The organism is Paenibacillus sp. CB74, assembly GCF_055687625.1.
On sequence record NZ_JBVMUS010000002.1, the window covers coordinates 188,891 to 210,379 of the forward strand.

12 protein-coding genes and 1 pseudogene are annotated in these 21,489 nt (G+C 40.0%); 4 read left to right on the forward strand and 9 right to left on the reverse strand.

The genetic code is table 11. The features are described 5' to 3' along the window. Positions 1-109: 109 nt before the first annotated feature. The 6 genes and pseudogenes from ACX9NY_RS31205 to ACX9NY_RS31230 all read right to left on the reverse strand — a co-directional run. A complete protein-coding gene (locus ACX9NY_RS31205) occupies positions 110-4,213 on the reverse strand; it encodes an S-layer homology domain-containing protein (protein WP_472480220.1) in 4,104 nt (1,367 codons plus the stop codon). A 475-nt stretch (positions 4,214-4,688) separates the two neighbouring features. Continuing rightward, the gene (locus ACX9NY_RS31210; protein ID WP_472480222.1) at positions 4,689-5,504 is read right to left on the reverse strand and encodes a hypothetical protein; all 816 of its coding nucleotides are present in this window, start codon (positions 5,502-5,504) and stop codon (positions 4,689-4,691) included. Between the two features lie 162 nt (positions 5,505-5,666). After that, positions 5,667-10,205: an S-layer homology domain-containing protein gene (locus tag ACX9NY_RS31215; protein ID WP_472480224.1), complete on the reverse strand. Its 4,539-nt coding sequence runs from the start codon at positions 10,203-10,205 to the stop codon at positions 5,667-5,669. A gap of 1,141 nt (positions 10,206-11,346) precedes the next feature. After that, positions 11,347-11,700, reverse strand: coding sequence for a hypothetical protein (locus tag ACX9NY_RS31220; RefSeq protein ID WP_472480226.1), 354 nt, complete (start codon positions 11,698-11,700; stop codon positions 11,347-11,349). Between the two features lie 218 nt (positions 11,701-11,918). Then, positions 11,919-12,380 carry a hypothetical protein gene (locus tag ACX9NY_RS31225; RefSeq protein ID WP_472480228.1) on the reverse strand — a complete coding sequence of 154 codons (462 nt, stop codon included), beginning with the start codon at positions 12,378-12,380 and terminating at the stop codon, positions 11,919-11,921. 61 nt (positions 12,381-12,441) lie between these two features. After that, positions 12,442-12,810 (reverse strand): annotated as a pseudogene (locus ACX9NY_RS31230) (SOS response-associated peptidase); the annotation flags it as partial. A gap of 136 nt (positions 12,811-12,946) precedes the next feature. Here ACX9NY_RS31230 and ACX9NY_RS31235 point away from each other — a divergent pair. From ACX9NY_RS31235 to ACX9NY_RS31245, 3 genes are read left to right on the forward strand one after another with little or no spacing between them, the layout of a single operon-like run. Then, on the forward strand, positions 12,947-14,293 hold the full coding sequence (locus ACX9NY_RS31235) for a tyrosine-type recombinase/integrase (protein ID WP_472480230.1): 1,347 nt from the start codon (positions 12,947-12,949) through the stop codon (positions 14,291-14,293). Further along, entirely contained in the window at positions 14,294-16,522 is a 2,229-nt protein-coding gene (locus ACX9NY_RS31240; protein ID WP_472480232.1) for a site-specific integrase, read from the forward strand. After that, a complete protein-coding gene (locus tag ACX9NY_RS31245; RefSeq protein WP_472480234.1) occupies positions 16,434-16,919 on the forward strand; it encodes a hypothetical protein in 486 nt (161 codons plus the stop codon). The genes ACX9NY_RS31240 and ACX9NY_RS31245 overlap by 89 nt, the downstream gene beginning before the upstream one ends. Positions 16,920-17,169: 250 nt before the next feature. On the opposite strand, the gene ACX9NY_RS31250 is transcribed toward ACX9NY_RS31245, so the two are convergent. Together ACX9NY_RS31250 and ACX9NY_RS31255 are read right to left on the reverse strand one after the other, a co-directional pair. Next, positions 17,170-19,299, reverse strand: a complete 2,130-nt coding sequence (locus ACX9NY_RS31250; RefSeq protein ID WP_472480236.1) for a heavy metal translocating P-type ATPase — start codon at positions 19,297-19,299, stop codon at positions 17,170-17,172. Next, entirely contained in the window at positions 19,286-19,654 is a 369-nt protein-coding gene (locus ACX9NY_RS31255) for an ArsR/SmtB family transcription factor (protein ID WP_472480238.1), read from the reverse strand. Before ACX9NY_RS31255 ends, ACX9NY_RS31250 begins: the two co-directional genes overlap by 14 nt. Positions 19,655-19,787: 133 nt before the next feature. Between ACX9NY_RS31255 and ACX9NY_RS31260 the strand changes: the two genes are divergently transcribed. Continuing rightward, a complete protein-coding gene (locus tag ACX9NY_RS31260) occupies positions 19,788-20,837 on the forward strand; it encodes a flavin-containing monooxygenase (RefSeq protein WP_472480240.1) in 1,050 nt (349 codons plus the stop codon). Positions 20,838-21,048: 211 nt separating this feature from the next. On the opposite strand, the gene ACX9NY_RS31265 is transcribed toward ACX9NY_RS31260, so the two are convergent. After that, a complete protein-coding gene (locus ACX9NY_RS31265) occupies positions 21,049-21,363 on the reverse strand; it encodes an SOS response-associated peptidase family protein (protein WP_472480242.1) in 315 nt (104 codons plus the stop codon). Between the last annotated feature and the right edge of the window lie 126 nt (positions 21,364-21,489).

Here is a 21,489-nt window from a genome sequence, read left to right on the forward strand (position 1 = left end):
ACAATACTCCCTCCAATATGTAGTTTTTTAAAGTAATGTTGTAGTACAAAATTAGGCCAGCTCGATAGAAATCATCGAAACTGACCTAACTGAATTTATTTGTTTTTTATCATTTGATCAGATTATAGATCAGTTGCGCTGCCTCTTCTCGCGTCAATTCACGCTTCGGCATGAACTTGTTACCAGGATAACCGCTCATCACGGATTCTTGGGTCACAAGATCTACACTCTCTTTTGCCCAACCTACAATGTTTTCTTGATCAACGTATGGCGATGCAGCCGTCAGTGTCGATCCATTTTTCAGTAATACGTTCGAAAGCATGACTGCTGCCTGTTCTCTTGATATAACGTCATTTGGACGATAAGTGTTATCGTTGAATCCTTTAGTGATACCATTTTCAAGAGCAGAGCTCAGCTCTGAAGCATACCAAGCTTGTTCATCGAAATCTTTAAACGTTCCCGCGTACGGAGAAGATGACGTGTACCCCAGGGCTCGATTCAAGAAGATCGCGAATTCTGCTCTTGTTACTTTTTTCTTACCGCCGAATGTTCCATCGGAATACCCTTTAACAATTCCTTCGGATGATAAGGAAAGAATCGCTTCTTTCGCGAAGCTTCCCTCCACATCCGAGAAGCTTGGTGAGGTTGTTGGCTCTGTTTCTTCTTCCGTAATGACTTCAGTGTCAGTTCCACCAACCGTTCCTGGAACTGATACCGTTCCATTCCCTTCAGATCCTCCATTGGTAACGCTTGGAGCACTGCCCCCAGTCGATGGGTTTGTAACTGATCCACCCGTTCCTGGTGTTGATGGGTTGGTAGGTGTTGTGCCACCTCCATTACCCGTACCTGGATTCGGAGTAGGTGTGTTTCCTCCACCAGTACCTGGATCTGTAGGTGGAAGTGTCGTACCAGGAACCGTAACTCCAGAACCATCAGCAGGTGCTGTAACATCTACCTTACTTTCACCAACTACCTCTTCAGAACCATCCGCTTTCTTGATTACAGCGAGAATATCATAGTGATAATCTTTGCCTTTCTCAATACCACTCTCACTAAAAGAAAGTTTTCCATCTACAGCGGTTACTGTACCTTCATCTCGAACTTCTCCGGTAGCATCGTTACGATAAGTTACTTTATAGACGTTATTGCCTAGTGGTTCGTAGATTGTCTGTGGATTGCGTTCAACGTAGTGAACAGCTCCTTCCACCGTCCGGAATTCAAAAGTAATTGTACCTTCCATCGGAGCAGTTGGCGTAATTACAATGGATTGAGGTGCCGATGGAGTCGTGATTGAAATCTCATTAGAATCCAATGTTCCCCATTCATTAGCGGCAACAACCTTGTACGTATGGGATTCTTCTGGTCCAACATTGTCATCTGTAACACCATTCAGCGTTCCTGTCCAAACTTTTACATCATTGTCTTGATAAAGTTCATAGTAGGTTGCACCCGTTACCGTATTCCACTGAAGACCGATTTTGTCATAGGCCACCCGTGTAGATTTCAAAGTCAAATTGCCGGCAGGTGCTACGCCTTGAATAGGTTCAGAAGGAACGTTTACAACTTTAACTGCTTCTTTACCAACAACCCCGTTCTTAATTGCGGCAACTTTATAAGTATAAGTTGCTCCAGGTGATATGCTATTTGCATCGTCAGACCACCATGTACTCATAGGAATACCAACAGGCATACCATCGCGAGTAACTTGGTATTCATCTGCACCGTCTACCGAATCCCAATCAATGCGTACGTTGTTATATTTAAGAGTAGTAATACGAAGGTTAGCTGGATAAGGCAGCTGGCCAACTAATGTCGTAGAGGATACCGTGGCTTCTTCACTTTTCACAGCTCCACTACTTGCGTTCACTGTGTAGTTATACGTCACACCACTAGTTAGTTCAGTATCTGTGAATGTCGTCAATGGTCCTTGATATACAATCGATTGATTTTGTTTCACAGTGTATTCAGTTGCTCCAGCAACTGCGTTCCAAGTCAACTTAATAGAGGTTTCCTTGGGTACTGCCAGAAGATTAGTAGGTTTGTCCAAAACTACAGGATCTTTCTTAGTTACTATAGACAAGGTTGCTGGTTCTCCCTCTACCTTATCGTTTTTAGCAAAGATGTATACAGTATAAGGTCTATCAGAGCCTAATCCTTTTGCAGTGAAGGTTGTATCTGACCCTTCATAAACAAAATCATTATTAATACGAACCCAATAACTTGTGGCACCTTCTACTGCGTCCCAAGAAATGACTGCCTCACTATGAGTAGTTTCTGCTTTTGGGTTCTTTGCTGCTGGCAATTTAAGTGGGTCCTTCGTCCAAATAGTCATTAGCTGACTACCACTCTTGCCGACAGAGTTTACTGCAGAGATCTCCACACGATATTCCGTTTTCTCAGGAAGTCCCGTGTAAGTATAACTTAGCTCAGGACCGTTATATACCTCTAGTCCGTTAATTACAACTTGATAAGTTTCTGCTCCCACAGAAGCTTCCCAACTTGCTGTAACAGAATGCTCATCCGATACAACTCTAAAGTTAGTCGGATTCGATGGAGCTTTAGGAACTTCCACTTTCGCAGTTACACTCACCAACACGAATGGCGAAGCTTCACTTTGCTTAACGCCATCGAAGGCTGTAACCGAGTACAAGTAAGCTTCTCCCTCTACAGTGTTTTTATCAGTATAGCTAGGGTTGCTGACAGAACCAACCTCTACTCCATTACGGAGTACTTTATACAGCAAGGCTCCATTTGTAGCATTCCAGCTGACCTTAACGTTTCCGGCTTCCGTACTAACTACAGTTGGTTGGCCAGGAGCTTCCAACTTAGTTTCAGCTTCAGGAGTTGTCGAGGAGGAAGTAGCTCTTTCACCATCTACCCCATCTTTAGATGCATAAACTTCTACAACATAAGTTGTGTTTGGAAGCATGTCATAAAACATCTTAGAAGTATCTTCAGTGCTGGTATACGCAATCTCTCCATTTATCACAATAGTATACTTGTCAGCTCCCGCTACAGGGTTAAAAGACACTACCAAACTAGTTTTGTTAACTACATTAGTGGTCAAATTAATTGGAGCTGGAAGCTTTGTATCAACGACCGGTACCGAGTAAAAGTCTTTCAGACCAGGAATCAAAACAGGACTACCGATATTGTTATAGAAATTTTGATCCACTGCATTTCCCGTACCAATATTAGCTTTATTGTTAAATCCCCAGCCGTAAGTATCCCCGTTAATTGTTCTAACAAAGTTAGACTTATACCCTGCTGACACATGAACTACGTCTTTCGGTACACGGTTAGCTTTGATCAGTTCTGTATTCGGCAGGGTTGTAGCAGAAGTCCCCAGCTGCTGTCTATCGTTGGCTCCATTTGACCACACTTCACCGTTTTCACGTAGCACTAATAGGTGATCTGCGCCAACAGAAATTTGTTTAATATCTGTAGGTGTGTTAGTGATCGTAACAAAATTGGCCAAATTTGCACTGCTTGTTTTGCGAAGATTACCCTGTTTATCTAACAAAACAACGATGCCGCCGTTCGTCCACACATCTTTTACATCAGAAACCACACTAACAAAGCCACTTCCGTCTAAAGCCATATAACCCAGTGTTCCTGACTCTAGAAGAACGATTAGATTGCTTTTGTTGAGAGCAACTTTCAGCACTTTCTCAGGCAAAGATAATTTAACAGGTGTATATTGCTTACCAATTACCCCTAGAACATTGTTCCTATTCATACCCCAAACATAAACCTCACCATCTTTTTCAGCCACACCACTCCTCGAAGAGGTATAGATGTCGTCTACCCCATGAAGTGGTTCAAATGTTATAGGATATTTAGAGGGGGTATAAGAGCTCTCTCCAAGATCATTCCATGTGGCTCCCCAGGTGTAGATATCCCCTGAATCATCTTGAACATAGACAGTATCATCATCCACAGCCATCAGTTCAATTTTATTGTAGATCATTCCTACTCCTTGGGGTCCTAAGTATGAAAATCCGTCATAACCATGATCAAATCCGTAACCCCAAGCTGTGTAGTTTCCGTCCTTCTTAGCTGCTATTGTTCCATACTCTATTGACTGTATGGGATTATTGTTGACTGTCACTTTATAAGCATCTGCTGCCTCAGCTTTTCCTCCCCATAAAGGTACACTACCTAATAACATGCTTGTTGCCAAAACAACTGATAACAACTTTTTAATCTTCATTTCTTATCCCCTTCATCTTGAATTTCATTGAACTATGATTTAGTAGTTCACGTGAAGGAACAATATTCCGCTCACATCAACTACTAATGTCATAGCTCTAGTTCCCTTTGAGAACCATTTTTAATACCTCCTCAAATGGGACACCCTGCAGATCTTTTTTTGTAGCATTCTCCCTGTAAATGATCGGTGTAGGAAGGTGTTTACTACTAAATAGTTGCTGGTGAATAAATGTTACTTTTAAGAGATTCATAGTTCACTCTCCATCTGTAAAATTGCCCTCTTCGATTCATATCCAATATTATGAAAACAAAAAAAGCACGCATTGACCCCTGTTAGGATCAATGCGTGCTTCGCAAAAGTATTTTCTTTATTCAATTGTTGCAATAGTAACATCTTACTTGCGAGTAGGCAAATATATTTATGTTTTGAAATTTCATGTGAAGTGAATTTATCGAAAGCTTATTCGTTAGAGGAATCATACGGAGATTAAATTAATATTTTTCCACTTATCAGCTGTAGTCAACATTACATTTTGAATCTCAATTCCTTCTGCCCTTCTTGCAAGAAATATTACTTCATACTGGTGTTTGCACTCTTTTATTAAGGTTGGCTCATACTTTTTCTTCAAATCATCCTGTGATAAATACCTGTCCTCTTCTTCAACAAGTTTTTTCTCTGCTTTTGGAAAATACCATTCCTTCATAAAGAAATCGTAATAACTTATACTCTTCTCAAGTCTAACGAACCTGTCTCGGTGCGAATCATATTCTGCTACAAGTTTACTATTTATTGAAATTGGAGTAATACTCTTTTCGTAAATGCTTAGTACCTCAGCAGAAGAACTTACTACCCACTCAGCCATTTCTTTTGCCCTTCTCTGAAGATTAACAAGCCCTCCTGGATCGTGGTCACTTTCAGAGCGTAGAGTGATCAAGTGTAAGGTTGCTGCATACATTGCAGCAGCAATTCCTTCTAAGGTATGGAAATCAGTAAATTTTTGAAACAATTCCTGAGACATGACATGGCATTCATCCAATGTTGATGTATTATGTGGATTTGCGGCATAATCATCAAGATTTTTTTGCAAAGCTCTTAGTTGAGCTTTATATTCTCGAAAAAATGCCAGATCTACAATTTTTTGAACACGAGTACATATTTCATTAACCATTGCTTCACTGTTTTGCAGCTCTTGCTGTTGAAGAAAGTAATTCTTGATGATGTCTGCACCCGTTTTTAGAGCAAGATCTGACGCAATTCCGACGATCGTACTTTCCCATTTTGTATCTGACAAGTTCTTCACCCCTGTTTGTGTTTTCACAGATAGGATTTACCACATTGAACATTTTATTAACTGAATATTTCAATTATCTAGTGGGAAAAAGGGCTGCTTAAAAACATTAGGCCAGCTCGACATAAACATCGAGAGCTGGCCTAATGTTTTTAAGTTTTATTCTTATTGAATCAGATTATAGATCAGTTGCGCTGCTTCTTCTCTCGTCAAATCACGCTTAGGCAAGAATTTGTTCCCAGGATACCCTCCCATAACTGACTCTTGGGTAACGAGATCCACACTCTCAGTTGCCCAGCTTACGATAGAGTCGTAATCTTCATACTGAGCAGTTGATGACAATACTACTCCATTATTCAAGAGTACATTAGACAGCATAATTGCTGCTTGCTCTCTTGGAATAAATGCATTTGGACGATAGGTATTGTCGTTAAATCCTTTTGTAATGCCATTTTGAAGTGCAGAATTAAGTTCAGTTGCGTACCAAGCTTCTTGGTTGAAGTCAACAAACGTCCCTAGATAAGAAGAGAACGAGGTGTACCCTAGAGCACGATTGATGAAAATCGCAAATTCTGCTCGAGTAACTTTTTTCTTGCCTCCGAAAGTTCCATCGGTATACCCCTTAACAATCCCTTTGGATGATAGAGAGAGAATTGCTTCTTTCGCGAAGCTTCCGTCAACATCCGAGAAGCTTCGAGGGGTTGTTGGCTCTGTTTCTTCTTCCGTAATGACTTCAGTGTCAGTTCCACCAACCGTTCCTGGAACTGTTACCGTTCCATTCCCTTCAGATCCTCCATTAGTATCGCTCGAACCACTTCCCCCAGTCGATGGGTTTGTAACTGTTCCACCCGTTCCTGGTCTTGGTGGGTTGGTGGGTGTTGTGTCGCCTCCATTGCCGGTACCTGGATTCGGAGTAGGTGTGTTTCCTCCACCTGTTCCTGGATCAGTCGGGGCTGTGCCTCCACCATTGCCCGGATCAACAATCGTTCCTGGGACGGTGGCTCCGGTTCCATCTGCCGGTGTATTAACACTGACTTCTTCTTTGGCTACCACTTCTTCTGTACCATCAGCCTTCTTCACCACAGCAACGATATCATAGTGGTAGTTTTTGCTCGGATCTACGCCAGTCTCACTGAAGTTCAACTTACCGTTTACCGGCGTTACAATTCCTTCGTCCCGTCTTTCATCGGTTGCTGAGTTGTAATACGTTTTCCGATACGTCCCATCTCCTAATGGTGTATAGGTGGTTTGTGGATTACGTTCCACATAAGTGACTGCACCATCAATGACTTTGAAATCAAAAGTAATGGTTCCCTCCATCGGTTGGGATGGGGTAATTACAATACTTTGCGGAACCGCTGGAGTTGTTAACTCAATCACATTAGAATCTAACGTTCCCCACTCGTTACTTGCAACAACTTTATACGTATGCTGCTCTTGTGGTCCCACATTAGGATCAGTAATTGTGTTAAGTGACCCAGTCCAAACTTTGTTGGTGTCGTCTTGATAAACATCATAGTAAGTAGCACCCGTCACAGTTGACCAACTAAGTCCCACTCTGTTATGTTCGACACGGTTTGCTTTGATAACTAAGTCCCCAGACGGTGCTTGCCCCACCACTGGTTCTGCTGGAATAGTGACAACCTTTTGAGCAGTTTTACCCAGCACTCCATCTTTATAAGCTGCAACTTTGTACGTATACGTTGCGCCTGGCCAAATACTATCAGAACCTTCAGACCATCCTGTATTCTGAGGTACACCAATTGACATACCATCACGAGTGATCAGATACTCATCGGCCCCTTCTACCTCATCCCAATCCAAAACAATTTTATTCCATTTCAGTTCTGACACACGGAAATTTGTAGGGTATGGTAACTGTCCGATTAGTGTTGTTGCAATGATTGTTGCTGGTTCACTTTGTACGTCCCCGTTAACAGCTATCACTTCGTAGTTAAACGTTGCACCACTTGGAAGATCTGTTTGTGTAAAGGTTGTTAACTTCCCTTGATACACAATAGCTTGCCCTTGTTTCACAATGTACTCTGTTGCACCAAGTACTGCGTCCCAAGTTAGTTTAATATAACTCTCTTTAGGAGTTGCAAGAAGATTAGCAGGTTTGTATAGCATTACAGGAACTTTCTTTGTCACTATGGACAGGGTGGCAGGTTCTCCCGCCACTGTTCCCGATTGTGCATAAATGTAAACTGTATAAGGACGGTCGTCCCCCAAACCTTTTGCCGTGTAGAAAGTGTCTGTTCCTTCATACACAAAGTCATTGTTGATTTTTGACCAATAACTTGTTGCACCATCCACAGCATCCCAAGAGATGGTTGCTTCGTTATGGGTTGTTGTTGCTTTTGGATTTTTGGCGGCTGGAAGCTTAGCCGGGTCCTTAGTCCAAATGGTCATGAGCTGTGTTCCACTTTTGCCTTGTGCATTTACAGCATAAATTTCGACACGATACTCAGTTTTCTCCGGAAGACCCAGGTAGGTGTAACTCAAATTAGACCCTTTATAAACTTCCAAACCATTGATTACAACGACATACTCTTCTGCTCCTGTCCCAGCATCCCAACTCGCTGTAACTGAATTTTCATCAGATACGACTCTAAAATTCATAGGACTGGAAGGTACTTTTGGACCTTCCACTTTAGCAGTAACGCTCACTAAAACAAAAGGTGAGGCTTCACTTGTTTTGGTTCCGTCAAAAGATTTTACAGTATAAAGATATGCTTCACCTTCTACTGCACTTTTATCTGTGTAAAGTGGGGTAGCAACAGAACCTACTTCTACACCATTTCGTAACACTTTATAAAGTAAAGCACCACTTGTTGCGTTCCAGCTGATCTTGACATTGCCTTCTTCCGAACTAACCACAACCGGTTGGGTCGGAGCTTCCAACTTAATCTCCGCTTCTGGAGTGGTAGACGAAGATATAGCTCTTTCTCCGTCAACCCCGCCTTTAGAAGCATAAACTTCTGCCGTGTACGTAGTGTTAGGAAGTAAATCGAAAAACACTTTAGAAGTATCTACTGTGCTAGTGTGTGCAATCTCACCATTTAATACAACAGTATACTTTTCTGCACCTGCAACGGGATTCCAAGAAACTACCAAACTATTCTTGTTAACCACGTTAGTGGTTAAATTTATTGGTGCCAGAAGCTTTGACTGCTCTTCCAGAGTTTTCACAGTAAGGGAAGAAACTTCTCCAGGTCCTGCACCATCTTTGCCGGCGAATACATCAACTCTGTACGTAGTGTTTGGTGTGACATTAGTATAAGTAAACTTAGGGTCAGTCCCTTTGTAAACTAAAACACCATCTACATTCATAGTGTAGTGTTCCGCTCCTGAAACTTTGTCCCAAGTTGCCGAAATAGCCCTAGCTTCTGTTGTAGCTTTCAGATTAGCTGGTGCTGATAGCTTAGTTGGCACCTCAACCACACCCGTTATACGGTAAGGATTGGTGGCGGAACCACTACCACTAAACTGGGTACCTTCTGAAATGTTTAGCACCAAATGCGTGCCCCCATTACGATCTTCCTGACTATTTCCCCTAATACCTTCTATAGTACGTTTTTTAGGATAATACCTGTCAAACATCATAGCCAGGTCCTTCGTAAATTGGTCTCTCATGAAAATTTTACTGTCATCCGCTACTACCCCATACATAGCTTCTAGGGTTTGATACTCTTCCATAGACGACAATGCCAATGCTGAAAAGTCACCAGCTACAGCATTGGTTTTGCTGAAGTCTTTGATCTCGAATTCTTTCTCCACCATAGCAGATCTTTCAGTGTCTGTCATAGTATTAGCCCAAGCAACCATTAACGCATACATTCCAGAGTTGACATACGGGATTTTTGAAGCGTTAAATGAATAATCTGTGTACCAGGTTCCCCAGACAAAACCAACGTCTTTCTTTTTAGTTCTTTCACTTGTGATAAGAAGGTTGTTGTCTATCAGACGCCAAACATTATTGTTAATTTGCACATAAGTTGTGAGAGGGTTAACTTCTTTGTTGCCTAACTTTAATCTAACCCCTTCGAAACTTTTGACTCCAGGAGCAATCACTTCAATCCAATCGGATTCGAGGAGAGTTCCAGCAGAATTAAACCCCTCTATGCCGTAAACATACTTCTGCCCTGCCGTAATGTTGTTATCAAAAAATTGATTATAAGTTATGGTAGACTTACTTCCGTCAGTATTAGTCGAACCCCAGGGAGCTAATTTACTAACATTATATTTAGTTACAGCGGAATTTGTCTTTTTCCAACTCAGGTGCACACTACCGTCTACAAGGAACTCTGAATCTAAATCTGTAGTACCCGGCAAGCTTCTTTTCGGTGTTTTTAATGTGACAAAAGTTTCCGCACTGGAAATTCCGTCCAGGTGGTTTACCACTCCGAAAGTATAGGAAGTGTCTGGCTCTAGATTTGTAAGATTCTGAGAACCATCACTACCTTCATAAATTACCTTACCATCTTGCGTAACAGTGTAAGTCTCGTTACCACTTGAAGACCTATAATATAAGTATATGGTATTGTAACTTTTTACAGTTGTTATTCCAAATCTAGCGTCAGCAGGAGTTCTCGCTTCCGCAGCGCTAACTTGTGGGTTGATTGTACCGGGAGGTAAACTACCTAACAATAAACCTGCTGATAAAACTATGGACAACACCTTACTAAACTTACCCCTAAGCATGTCTTAAATCTCCTCGTCTATTTTTATTTCTAACCCAATCTCTAGAAAACAACTTTACTCCTTCCTTATGTAATTGAGTTCTATACTCATTTCAAGGGAGAATCTTCCCCCCTCAAATAAGTCTATAACTCTACCACTTCATTCTTCGCCTTCCCAGTTGGTTAAAGCTGTAAAACCTCTTTTAAAGCAAACTTCCTTTAGTAGTTATATGAAATGAAAAAGTGTTCTCTCCTCACATGAACTTCCAAAAACATCTGTTGTTATACGAGCGAACAGAAACTATTTTAGTTATTACATGTTTGAATAAGGAGCTTGTTCAATATTTAGTAGAAACTCTCCATTTCCACAGTACTCGTTATTCGCTTGCCCTTTTTTTGGTTATGAATGTCTCTGCATTACTATCAATAAATTGATATTCCATTACTACTTTAGGTAATTTCAGAATCTCAACTCCCTTCTACCTCAAAATTTTTTTGATGATTTATTTTTATTTATTACGAAATAATAAAAAAAGCACACATTTGTCCCGTAATTGGATAAATGCGTGCTTCGCAATGAATGTATTATTTAATTGAACTCATACTAACATCTTACCTACCAAGTGGCAAATTCGTGCGTAAGAAAAAACCAATTGACTCTCAAAACCAATCTACCCCAATACAAGGCATTCAGGATCTCCAAAGAATCCCGACGCTTACTAGGATCAGCCGTTTCCTGCTCAGCCTGACCAAGCTTGTCTTCCAAGTCAGACAAACCTTTGTAAATAAGATTAGGATTCTGTCAAAATGCTTGAGTGTACGTCGCTACATTACTTTTTCCCAGGAATCTTGTAATAGCAACTTACATCCCCAGAGCACTGCTCCGGAAAAGAAAAGCCTTTGAACGATCTGTACCACCATACAGAGTGATATGCTCTTCACTTACCAAAGTTTCATTTAATTCTCTACCTCTACTGCTACCAAATAACCTTTTGATCTAAAAAACTGTCTCCTCCTAATAGACTCTGCCTTTATTATTATGTACCTCATGGAGCCTGTTGCTCATGACTCCATGAGATAGTCCCATCTTATTTCTAGGTTTACTAAAATCCTAATTTAAAACAAATTTAAACCATTTTTAAAAACTAGGCATAAAACTTAGACTATAAAACTCTTGATTTTATGTTTCGTTTTAATTTTTTGTTTGTCTGCTTAATGTTAAATCTGCTAGGTATTTTCACACTATTAACCTCTCTCACACTGGAGAATAGCTTGGGAAAGGCTAGGTATAACCCTCCAAATAATATCCCCATAACAGCCGCGTAAACACCAATAACAAATAGAATCCATAAAAACAACGTAGTAAGATTAATCATCATTTCCTCCGAAATTACCATACTGTGGCGTGAAAGACTCAGCCTTGCTCCTCTTGATCTCGGTATCAGCATACCTTGGATAACCTCAGCAACATCTTTTGAGGCTACACGATCCTCTGGAAACTCAGCTACAACAGACATAACAGCATTTTTACCCTGAATCCAACCTTCAGCCACAGCTTTCCAACGAATGGTCTTACGATCTTTTGATGTAAGTTCTTTACGTTTCTCTGCTTGCCAAACAAACTTATAAGGTCAACAGAACGTTTGTTGCCATCAACAACTACAGTACAAGTCAAATACCATTACTGTCAACCTATTGGATCAAATTTTCAACCCAATATATATTTGTTTGTTTTTCATCCAATAAACCAATGGGACTTATTCAACCGAGTTTCCACTCTATATTGAAAACTGTGTACTACTTCATAACAATGGTTGCAAAGACTATTACTTTCTGAATAGCTATCCAGGGGGATCTGACTTAAACCTACTCTTTTACCGATACAGCTTCTATGCTGTCCCCTATCAACACTATAATGGCTACAAGAATTTGAAGAGACGACAATCCCATCTTTAGCTGTAAAACCATCTTTAAGAATACCCTTCAAAAGAAGGGTGCAGTACATAACAGAATTCTCAGGGTAGTCGTGGTATTTACTTTCATCATTAATTTGAACACCTTCAGTTGATGCGTAAAATTCCAGCTCATGATTGTTTAAAGTTAAAGAACATCTTCCCGTCTTTCTATAAAAACAATCATATTCATCTAAACGGAAACAATACCTCTTGTTACGGGGATCAAAAAATTGTTCATCCATTCTATTGTTACCTCTCAACAATGGTGTGTTTATAGTGGCTTACAAGCGAATAAGACAGAACCTAGATCGAATTTAGAGGAATTTGTTCTATAAGAGTTGACGCCTGATTTCTTACATTTCCTACTTCCTTGCTAACAAGATACATATACATGTCTTCGGGATCATACGGGATCAACAAATTTTGCAGTACCTCTTTATCTCTAATTTTAGGATCAAGCCAAATCTCCATTGCATTATCATCTAGAATGACCGGCATTCTATCGTGTACCTTTTCCGTAACTCTGTTCGGTAGTGTTGTGATAATTGTGCAACTCTGAATCACTTCCCCATCTGGAGATGTCCAGTGATCATATAATCCAGCAAAACCAAACACTTTCCGTGAGTTCAAAGCGAATCGGTAAGGTTGTTTTTCTTCACCAATTTTCTGCCACTCATAGAAACTGTAAGATTAATATGTCCAAGCAGTAAAAGAACTACAGTATACAGTATTTCTTAATAAAATGTATAACATTTTATTGAAGTAAGTCGATAGTATAAATGTGTAGGATGATTTAAAGGGAGGGGAAATGGTAAATAAATATCGTTTTTTTAGGTGTCCTCCAAATACAAACAGTAAGTATAGTTTAATTGTATTTGATTTTAATGGGACACCCTTCATTCCATTAACAGAGTATTATCACGATGAAAAAGGTCGGATAGCAGAATCCTCTATCAATAATTATCTTAATAGCCTAATGCCTTTCTTTACTTGGCTGGAATGTAACAGCAATTATCGCGGTAATAGAGTGACTTGGGATATGCCACCAGAAATGATAAGGGTCGCAATAAAGGACTATCTCGTAGCTGAAATGTACTGTAAAGTCCGCAATTGGAGCTCATTTGAGTTAGTACGGCAAACTCAGAAAAGTCCCTACACAATCAATAGATATCTTGCTGCGATTAAATCATTTTATAAGGCGATGATTAGACTTCAATTCTATACACATCAAAACCCACTTATTGACCAAAATTCTGAGAATGTCCATGTTGTTAGTGGCTTTCGAAATGGACACCCGAGAATGCCGTCTGCTGCAGGTACGGAACTACCTTATCGTAGCACGTTTCGTGGACAATCTGACTCTTACTTTAAAATGCATCAAAATGAGTGGTCCCCTATCATAATAGACGATGCATCATTACCATCACAAGTTTATAGTGCAGCACATCAAGTTAATTTAGCACTTAGAGATCATATTATCATTCGTATGTTGTTTGAAACCGGTGCTCGAGCCAGTGAAGTTATTGAAGTAACGATGGGTGACGTACGTGCTCGACGATCAATTAGAGAAATAGCTACGTTTAATAAGGGGAGCAGCGGTCGAAGGACAAAATTTCTGTTATTCAGTAACGATACTTATATTTTGTTAATGAGATATTTGAAGAGTGAGAGAATTAAATACGATTCTCTAGGATTGCACCATGATAAGCTGCCTGACGATGCTCCATTATTTATCACCACTAGAGGAACACCCTATCGATATCATGCATGGTATGCACATTGGAAAAAGGCTATGCAGCTCAGTTCCTTAAAAATAAATCCACATAAAATAAGGCATTGGTATGTAACGAATGTAATGAGAACAATTTACGAAACATCGATTAATGATAGTGATCGGACCGTTCGGATAAGGGAATTTGTTAGATACATGAGATGGCGGAGCAAGGAAACGTTACTCGTGTATGAACATTTCTTTGATGAAAAGAAACAATTAGAGCTTATTGATCAGGTACACGAAAAAATGAAAATAGATGAAGAAAAATATAGCGGTAGTGGCTTAGACAATCTCTTGAAGACCGGCAAGAAAAACGACTTGCGGGAATTGATTATTGAAGACAGAGAAATTCTTAATTTTTTTGAAGGGTTGGAAGAGTAATTGCATAACTATGTTAATGAGACTTGGCATGAATGGTTTAAAATTATACAACCCAACATTGCTGAAGAGATCCAAGATATTACCGATGACCATGGGAATTCAGCTTGGGAGTCCGTTCACCATAAAACCTTAGCTTATTTTGCAAGAAATTGCTTAAACAAGCCGTGGACTAATCACTTTGCACTCTTACTTTTAACTAGAGCTTTATATCAATATGATCCTAATACGATTTTGGGAACAATTCGGGAACTTAACCCTAGATTTAATGATTTGTTCAGCCATTATGGCCTTGCAAGAATGGACCAGTTTATCCCTGATACACATATTTATGAATACCTTACTTCAAAGGTACTTGAGGAACATACCAATGCAAAAAGAGCGAAATTCATAAATATATATAACTCTTCTGTTCGTGTATCTCATGAGTGGGTCCGTTCTAAATGTACGGATGAAAAAACAGAAAAATTAAAACTGTTCATGCTTCCAAAATTTTCGTATCTTGCCCGGGAGATCAAGGTTTGGAGAGATGCAAATACAGCAGCTGAAGCTGGCAGGAAGTCAGAAACAGAACCAATAGCACCATATTATCCAGAACTTAGAGCTGAAGCGCACATGCGTTGGAATCTAATAAACCGGCTCCGCAAGCAATATGAGAAGGCACTATCTTTCATGAAAGATAACAACATCTCACCTCCATTCGAATTCAAATATTTAGATAACATTAACGAGAAGGCTTCTTATGCGGAAGAGTTTACATTCTATATTTGGGATACAAAATCGTTCATGTTGGCCAAAAAAGATGAATTTGATCCACATACCACACGAAGATACAGAAATAGGGTTGAATCCGGAGATTATTTTCTCGAATTTGTTATGTGTAAAGTGGTTAATGGTGATGAAACGGTGGCGCCCATTACGCCTACCGGTTTGTGGTTTGAAGATTTATTGAAACTGGGTTTGATTGGCGGATGGTCGACAAACACTGAAAAAAATATGGAAGAACGCAGGGTTAGAAAAGAATACCTTTTGCAGTGGGGCTATGGTGACAAACAGAAAACCAACTCTATTCCACGGCCATTTACAACAGAGGTAAAGGGTGTACTAACACAAGGTACATTTATTGTTAAGATGCAGTCAAGACTTAAAAATTCAATATTTAGATTAGATCCTATCGTTTCGGCAACTACTTTCGGCCTAGCAGTGCTTGATATTATAACGACTACAGGAGCCAGGGTTAGTGAGGTATTGCAAATCCAAAATACTAAAGAATGCTTTATCGTTAAAAATATAATTGATGGTGATCAACGTATCACCAGATATCTTTTTAGAGTCATTCCTAAAGGGCGTACGGAACCTGAGAATTTCTACTTATCCAAGGAAACGGTAAAGACCATTGTAGAAGTGAAAAACATGTTAGCCAGGCATTATCCAAATGGTGAGATACCCTACATCAAATTCAATGGGATTACAGGACAACTCTTAGATCACGAATCTCCATATCTCTTTCAATATAATAATAGAGGTCTTAATAGACAAGATGTAACGGCCTGTATGAGGTTTTTGACGCATGGGATGGTCTTTCAAGATCAAGCTGGTAATCCTGTAAATCTCAAACCCCATTTGCTTCGCCATGCATTTGCAAACCACCTTCAACAGGTACAAAAAATCCCTTTAGATATTATTGCTTCCATCTTGCATCAAAAGGACCTTAAAATTACGGACTATTATGCGGAACCAACGGACACCCAAGTGGCAATTAAAACACATGATTTTCAAGAAATTATGGCTACCCATCTTGAGATAAACTCCTCTGTATTACGTGGTCCAGAAGAATTAGTTGAGGCATTGGAAGAAGCAAAAGAAAAAGTGGGCGTTTACACACAAGCATTGGGCGGAAGTTGTTCTATTGATGCAATATGCCCTGTGAAAATGGCTTGTGTAGGCTGTGGAGCAAAGGTTCCTGATCCTGATAAAAAACAAGAATTGAACGTGTATAAATCATGGGCAGAACAAAGTGTGAAGTTATGGGAAGATCAAAAACAGCCTCTTGAAGCCAATAAGATGAAAGTTGCAACACGAAATGCAGAGAAAGAACTATATGAAATTGAATTAATTGAGAAGTTTAGAAAGGATGAGCTATATGAGCCCGAAATACAGTATGGATTACAAACAACAGCAACGTCCATGGCTCAAAATCGCAAGAGAAAAAAGAGCGATAAGAACAATTAATTTAGGAATAAAGTCGATAGATCTTCTCCGATCTGAATCACAGGATATTTCTTTTGCAAATATCTCTAGGACATCAAAAGTTCTTGATCCTGAAGGAAAAGGAATTCATCCAAATAGTATACGATCTAATTCAGAACTATATGATTATTATAAAAAACACAGTAAAACATATAAAAAAGCACATGTCACACGTAGAAAAAAAGATATCACAGAAGATGGCTTGAAAATGGATTTCTCACATATCAAATTAGATAGGAATTTAAATACGGTTCGACTTCGTTATCAACAAATGACCAAAGATCAACTGATTGAGCGTCTTATAAGTGCCGAGCAGTATATTGCCCATTCAACCAAAGCATGGTTGGTGAAACAGTTTGAATCCTTCCCTAAACCATAGACAGATCACATTTGATCATTAAAAAACAAGCCGGGTAAACCGGGCTCGCTGGATATTATTCACCTGTATTTGCAAAATGCCTCAACCGGTGGTTTCAGCTGAGATGATGAATCAAACGGTTTAGGTTATACCTTTACGGAAAATTTATAAAGACTCATGATGCATAATTTAGCTAACGTCCAGTTAGTTCAATTGTAAGTAAGGATTATAGTAGTTACAAAAAAAACCGCCTTTTGGCGGTCTTTTCGTATTACTTTTTTTCTTTCACTTTCAAGAGTCGCAAGCTGTTAAGAGTAACAATCAAAGTTGCTCCCATATCGGCAAGAATCGCAAGCCATAGAGTTAGCCATCCGGGAACGATAAGCATTAACGCTAACAACTTAATCCCTAACGAAAAAGCTACGTTTTGTTTAATGATTGCCAGTGTTTTTTTGCTTAAACGGATTGTGTAAGGCAATTTTCTTAAATCATCTGCCATCAGTGCGATATCAGCTGTCTCAAGCGCAGTATCAGTACCTGCGCCACCCATTGCTATACCCACAGTTGAAGCCGCGAGTGCAGGTGCATCATTTACTCCGTCACCCACCATCGCTACATGAGAATACTCTCCCCGAAGCTTCTTGATGTAATCCAATTTGTCTTGAGGTAACAGTTCCGCTTTAATTTCTGCTACACCTAACTGCTGCCCAATTGCGTTAGCTGTCGCTTGGTTGTCACCAGTGAGCATGATTGTCTTTTTTACGCCGATAGAATGCAATTCATTAATAACAGCCTTACTCGAATCACGTACGGCATCGGCCACCGCAATTAAGGCAATGACTTCTTGTTGCGTCCCCAGCACCATTACCGTTTTCCCTTGAGTCTGAAGCATGATAATTTGTTCACGTATTGAACTGGATACCTCAGCTTCCAATTCATCAAACAGCTTAGGGCTACCAATATAATATTGCTGTTGTCCTACCGAAGCTTTGACGCCCTTCCCTGTGATTGATTGAAAGTAATCAACCGAAATCGAGAGGTCTGCACCCATTTGTTCCGCTTTGCGCACAATTGCTGATGCTAATGGATGTTGTGAACCTTTTTCAATTACAGCAGCAATGGAGAGCATTTCGCTCTCATTATGTTTCCCAAATACAACAATGTCCGTTACCTCCGGGAATCCTTTAGTAAGGGTACCTGTTTTATCAAATGCAACTGCCGAAATGCGCCCAGCCTCTTCAAGATGAATACCACCTTTAATCAGTACACCGTTTTTCGCTGCATTCCCAATGGCAGTAACAATAGAAATTGGCGTAGAAATGACCAATGCGCAAGGACACCCTACTACGAGCAATGATAAACCACGATATATCCAATCTCCCCAGTCCCCACCCAACAAAGGCGGAATAATGGCGATTCCCAAAGCCAGCACCATAATTGCAGGCGTGTAGTATTTAGCGAACCGGTCCACAAAAGCCTGAGATGGTGCTCGTTCGGCCTGCGCCTCTTCCACAAGATGAATGATCTTGGAGATTGTCGTATCTTCTACATGCTTGGTAACTCTGACTTCGAGCAACCCTTCCTCGTTTAACGTTCCGGCAAACACTTCATCGTCAACTGTTTTAGCAACCGGGACAGATTCCCCCGTAATCGCTGCCTGATTAAGCGTCGACGTTCCTTTTATTACAACTCCATCCATAGCCAACTTTTGACCTGGCTTGACGATCATTACGTCTCCAACTTGGATATCATCAACACTTATGGTCATTTCAGCAGTACCACGTCGAATCAGAGCTTCTTTGGGCGCAATATCCATAAGTGAACGGATCGACTGACGTGCCTTTTGCATAGAGTAGCGTTCTAACGCTTCGCTAATGGCAAAGAGTAACACAACAACAGCGCCTTCGCCCCATTCTCCTATAGCCGCTGCTCCAATAATGGCAACAGTCATCAGTGTGTTCATATCAAATTGCAGCTGAAACAAGTTCTTGATCCCTTTTTTAAACAGTTCATACCCGCCAATAATAATAGCGGCACCGAATGCCAATGCAGAAACCAATGCTTCTTCACCATAGTACGAGGCCAAGAAGTAACCTACCGCCATCAATAAAAGTGAGAGAAGCACGTTCCAATTCTCTTTCCAAAAAGGCTCTTTCTTTTCTATTACTCGTTGTTTTTCAGGCGTTATCTTTAAGTTTTCAAAAGCACCTGCCTTTTCCAACTCTTCTACGGTTGCATTCCCCATAACGGTTATTTTGGCTGCCCCAAAATTAACCTGTGCGTCTGTGACACCAGGGAGATTTTTTACGTTATTTTCAAATTTACCGGCACAGTTTGTACAGGTAAACCCTTGTACACGATAAACCTCTTTGTTACTTTTTTCTTCCTCATGTTGTTGCATGCGTCATCAACTCCTTACTATGTGTTGAAGCTAAATGAACTAATTGGCGTACATAATCATCTTCAAGTGAATAAAACGCCAATTTTCCTTCCTTCCTGTATTTAGCTACTCCAAGTTGTTTTAGCGACCGTAAATGGTGAGATGCGGTTGCAAGCGAAGACCCCGTAATGTTGGCCACGTCACATACACAAAGTTCATCTTCCTCACATAAAGCAAACGCGATTTTCATTCGGGTTTCATCGGCCAGCACTTTAAACATCTTGGCCATGCCCTGTATATCTTGGTTTTTTAATGCATTTTGCACTTTACGAACTTTCGGTTCGTCATAACAGTAAATTTCACAGCTATCCTTCATGTAGCACCCTCCCCTCAATCAAATTCGTGTTTGATTATTGTTACCATATCATATTATGATTATTCAATCAAACGGAAGTTTGATTGACGTTGCAAAGAATGGCCTACATTAACTCAATTGAAGGAGGATAACTATGTACGATGTGTTAGTTATTGGTGCAGGACAAGCAGGATTAGCCGCAGGGTATTACTTAAAACAAACCGGTTTAAGCTTTATGATTCTGGACTCTGCATCATCAATAGGGGATTCTTGGCGACGCCGCTACGACTCGCTGCATCTCTTTACACCACGTATGTATGATGGGTTACCTGGCATGCCGATAGATGGTGATCAGAATGGACTGCCGAGTAAAGATGAGATTGCAAACTATCTTGACTCCTATGCAAAAAAAATGGATCTCCCCTTAAAACTGAAATGCACTATTAAACGACTTTGGAAGGATGGTAACTTTAAAGTAGAATCAACAGAAGGTATTTTTGAGGCTCGTAACATCATCGTTGCAACAGGCCCATTCCAAGTGAAAAATACTCCGTCCTTTTCCAATTCATTATCAGAGAATGTTACCCAGTTACACTCTTCAGAATACTTAAACCCAGATCAATTGAGCCCAGGAAATACGGTAGTTGTTGGTGGTGGCAATTCGGGTGCTCAAATAGCAGTGGAGTTGGCAAAAGATCGAGATAAAAACAAATCTGTATACATATCCGTAGCACGTGATATTACGTTCAAGCCCTTATATATCATGAATCGGAGCATTTTCTGGTACTTTGAAAAACTTGGGTTTCTTCGTGCCAATACTCAAGGTCCGATTGGAAGATGGATAAAAAATCAGCCTGAGCAAGTATATGGATTTGAACTGAAACAACTGATTAAAAAGGGGAAAGTACAAGTTTCTTCTCGTGCAATGAACGCTAGTGGCAACCATATAATATTTGAGGATGGGACCCAGATACAGGTAAACAATGTTATCTGGGCTACTGGATTCAAGCGAAATGACCATTGGATTGATATTCAGGATGCATTTGATTCGCTCGGTCAAATTCAACATAATGAAGGTGTTTCCCCGGTAACAGGGTTATACTATGTGGGCTTACCATGGCAAACTTCTAGGGGTTCAGCCTTATTGGGTTGGGTAAAATATGATGCGCAAAGAATTGTACATCTAAATGTAAATTCTAATTAGAAAATGCTACTGTTTGTGGAGATGTATATGTATGGAATTATCTCTGTTGTATAAACGGAGTTTTGCTATTTCAACTGTGATGACTACGTTAATGCTTAGTAAGAACTCTCCGTTTGGAGAGTTTTTTACTTCGCGGATTTATAGTTATAAAATGTTATACATCTTATAGATTGATAGATCACTTATCTTCTTTTATAGATTTTGTTGACATTTAATAAAAAAAACCAACAGATAACACAACCATCCTTTGAGTGCTAAACGCGGCGCGAAATGCCGGTTTGGTTTGTATGGTCTCTGATCGGGCATTAAACGTGCTATATGCCATTTTTTTAGACTTGGTCCAAGAAGGTAATAGTCCCCAATAAAACCCATCCAGTATTCGTTCTGATCCTTCAGATTTAACTCCAGCAATGGTTTGAGTCGGAGCGATATTGTATCGGGGTTTATGTTCATACAAGATTTTGTTCAGCTTGTAACCATTAAGGATTTCTTCAAAATCTGCTGCCAGTGTAAAGCGCCCACACATACGATCATCTCCCTTTATTAGTCTCTTTGTTCTGGTACTTCATCTAATTTTACCATATTGGATTCAAAGCTATATTTTACACATAAAATATTGGTAATAAAACTTAGTGTTCCATCTTCAGGTGCC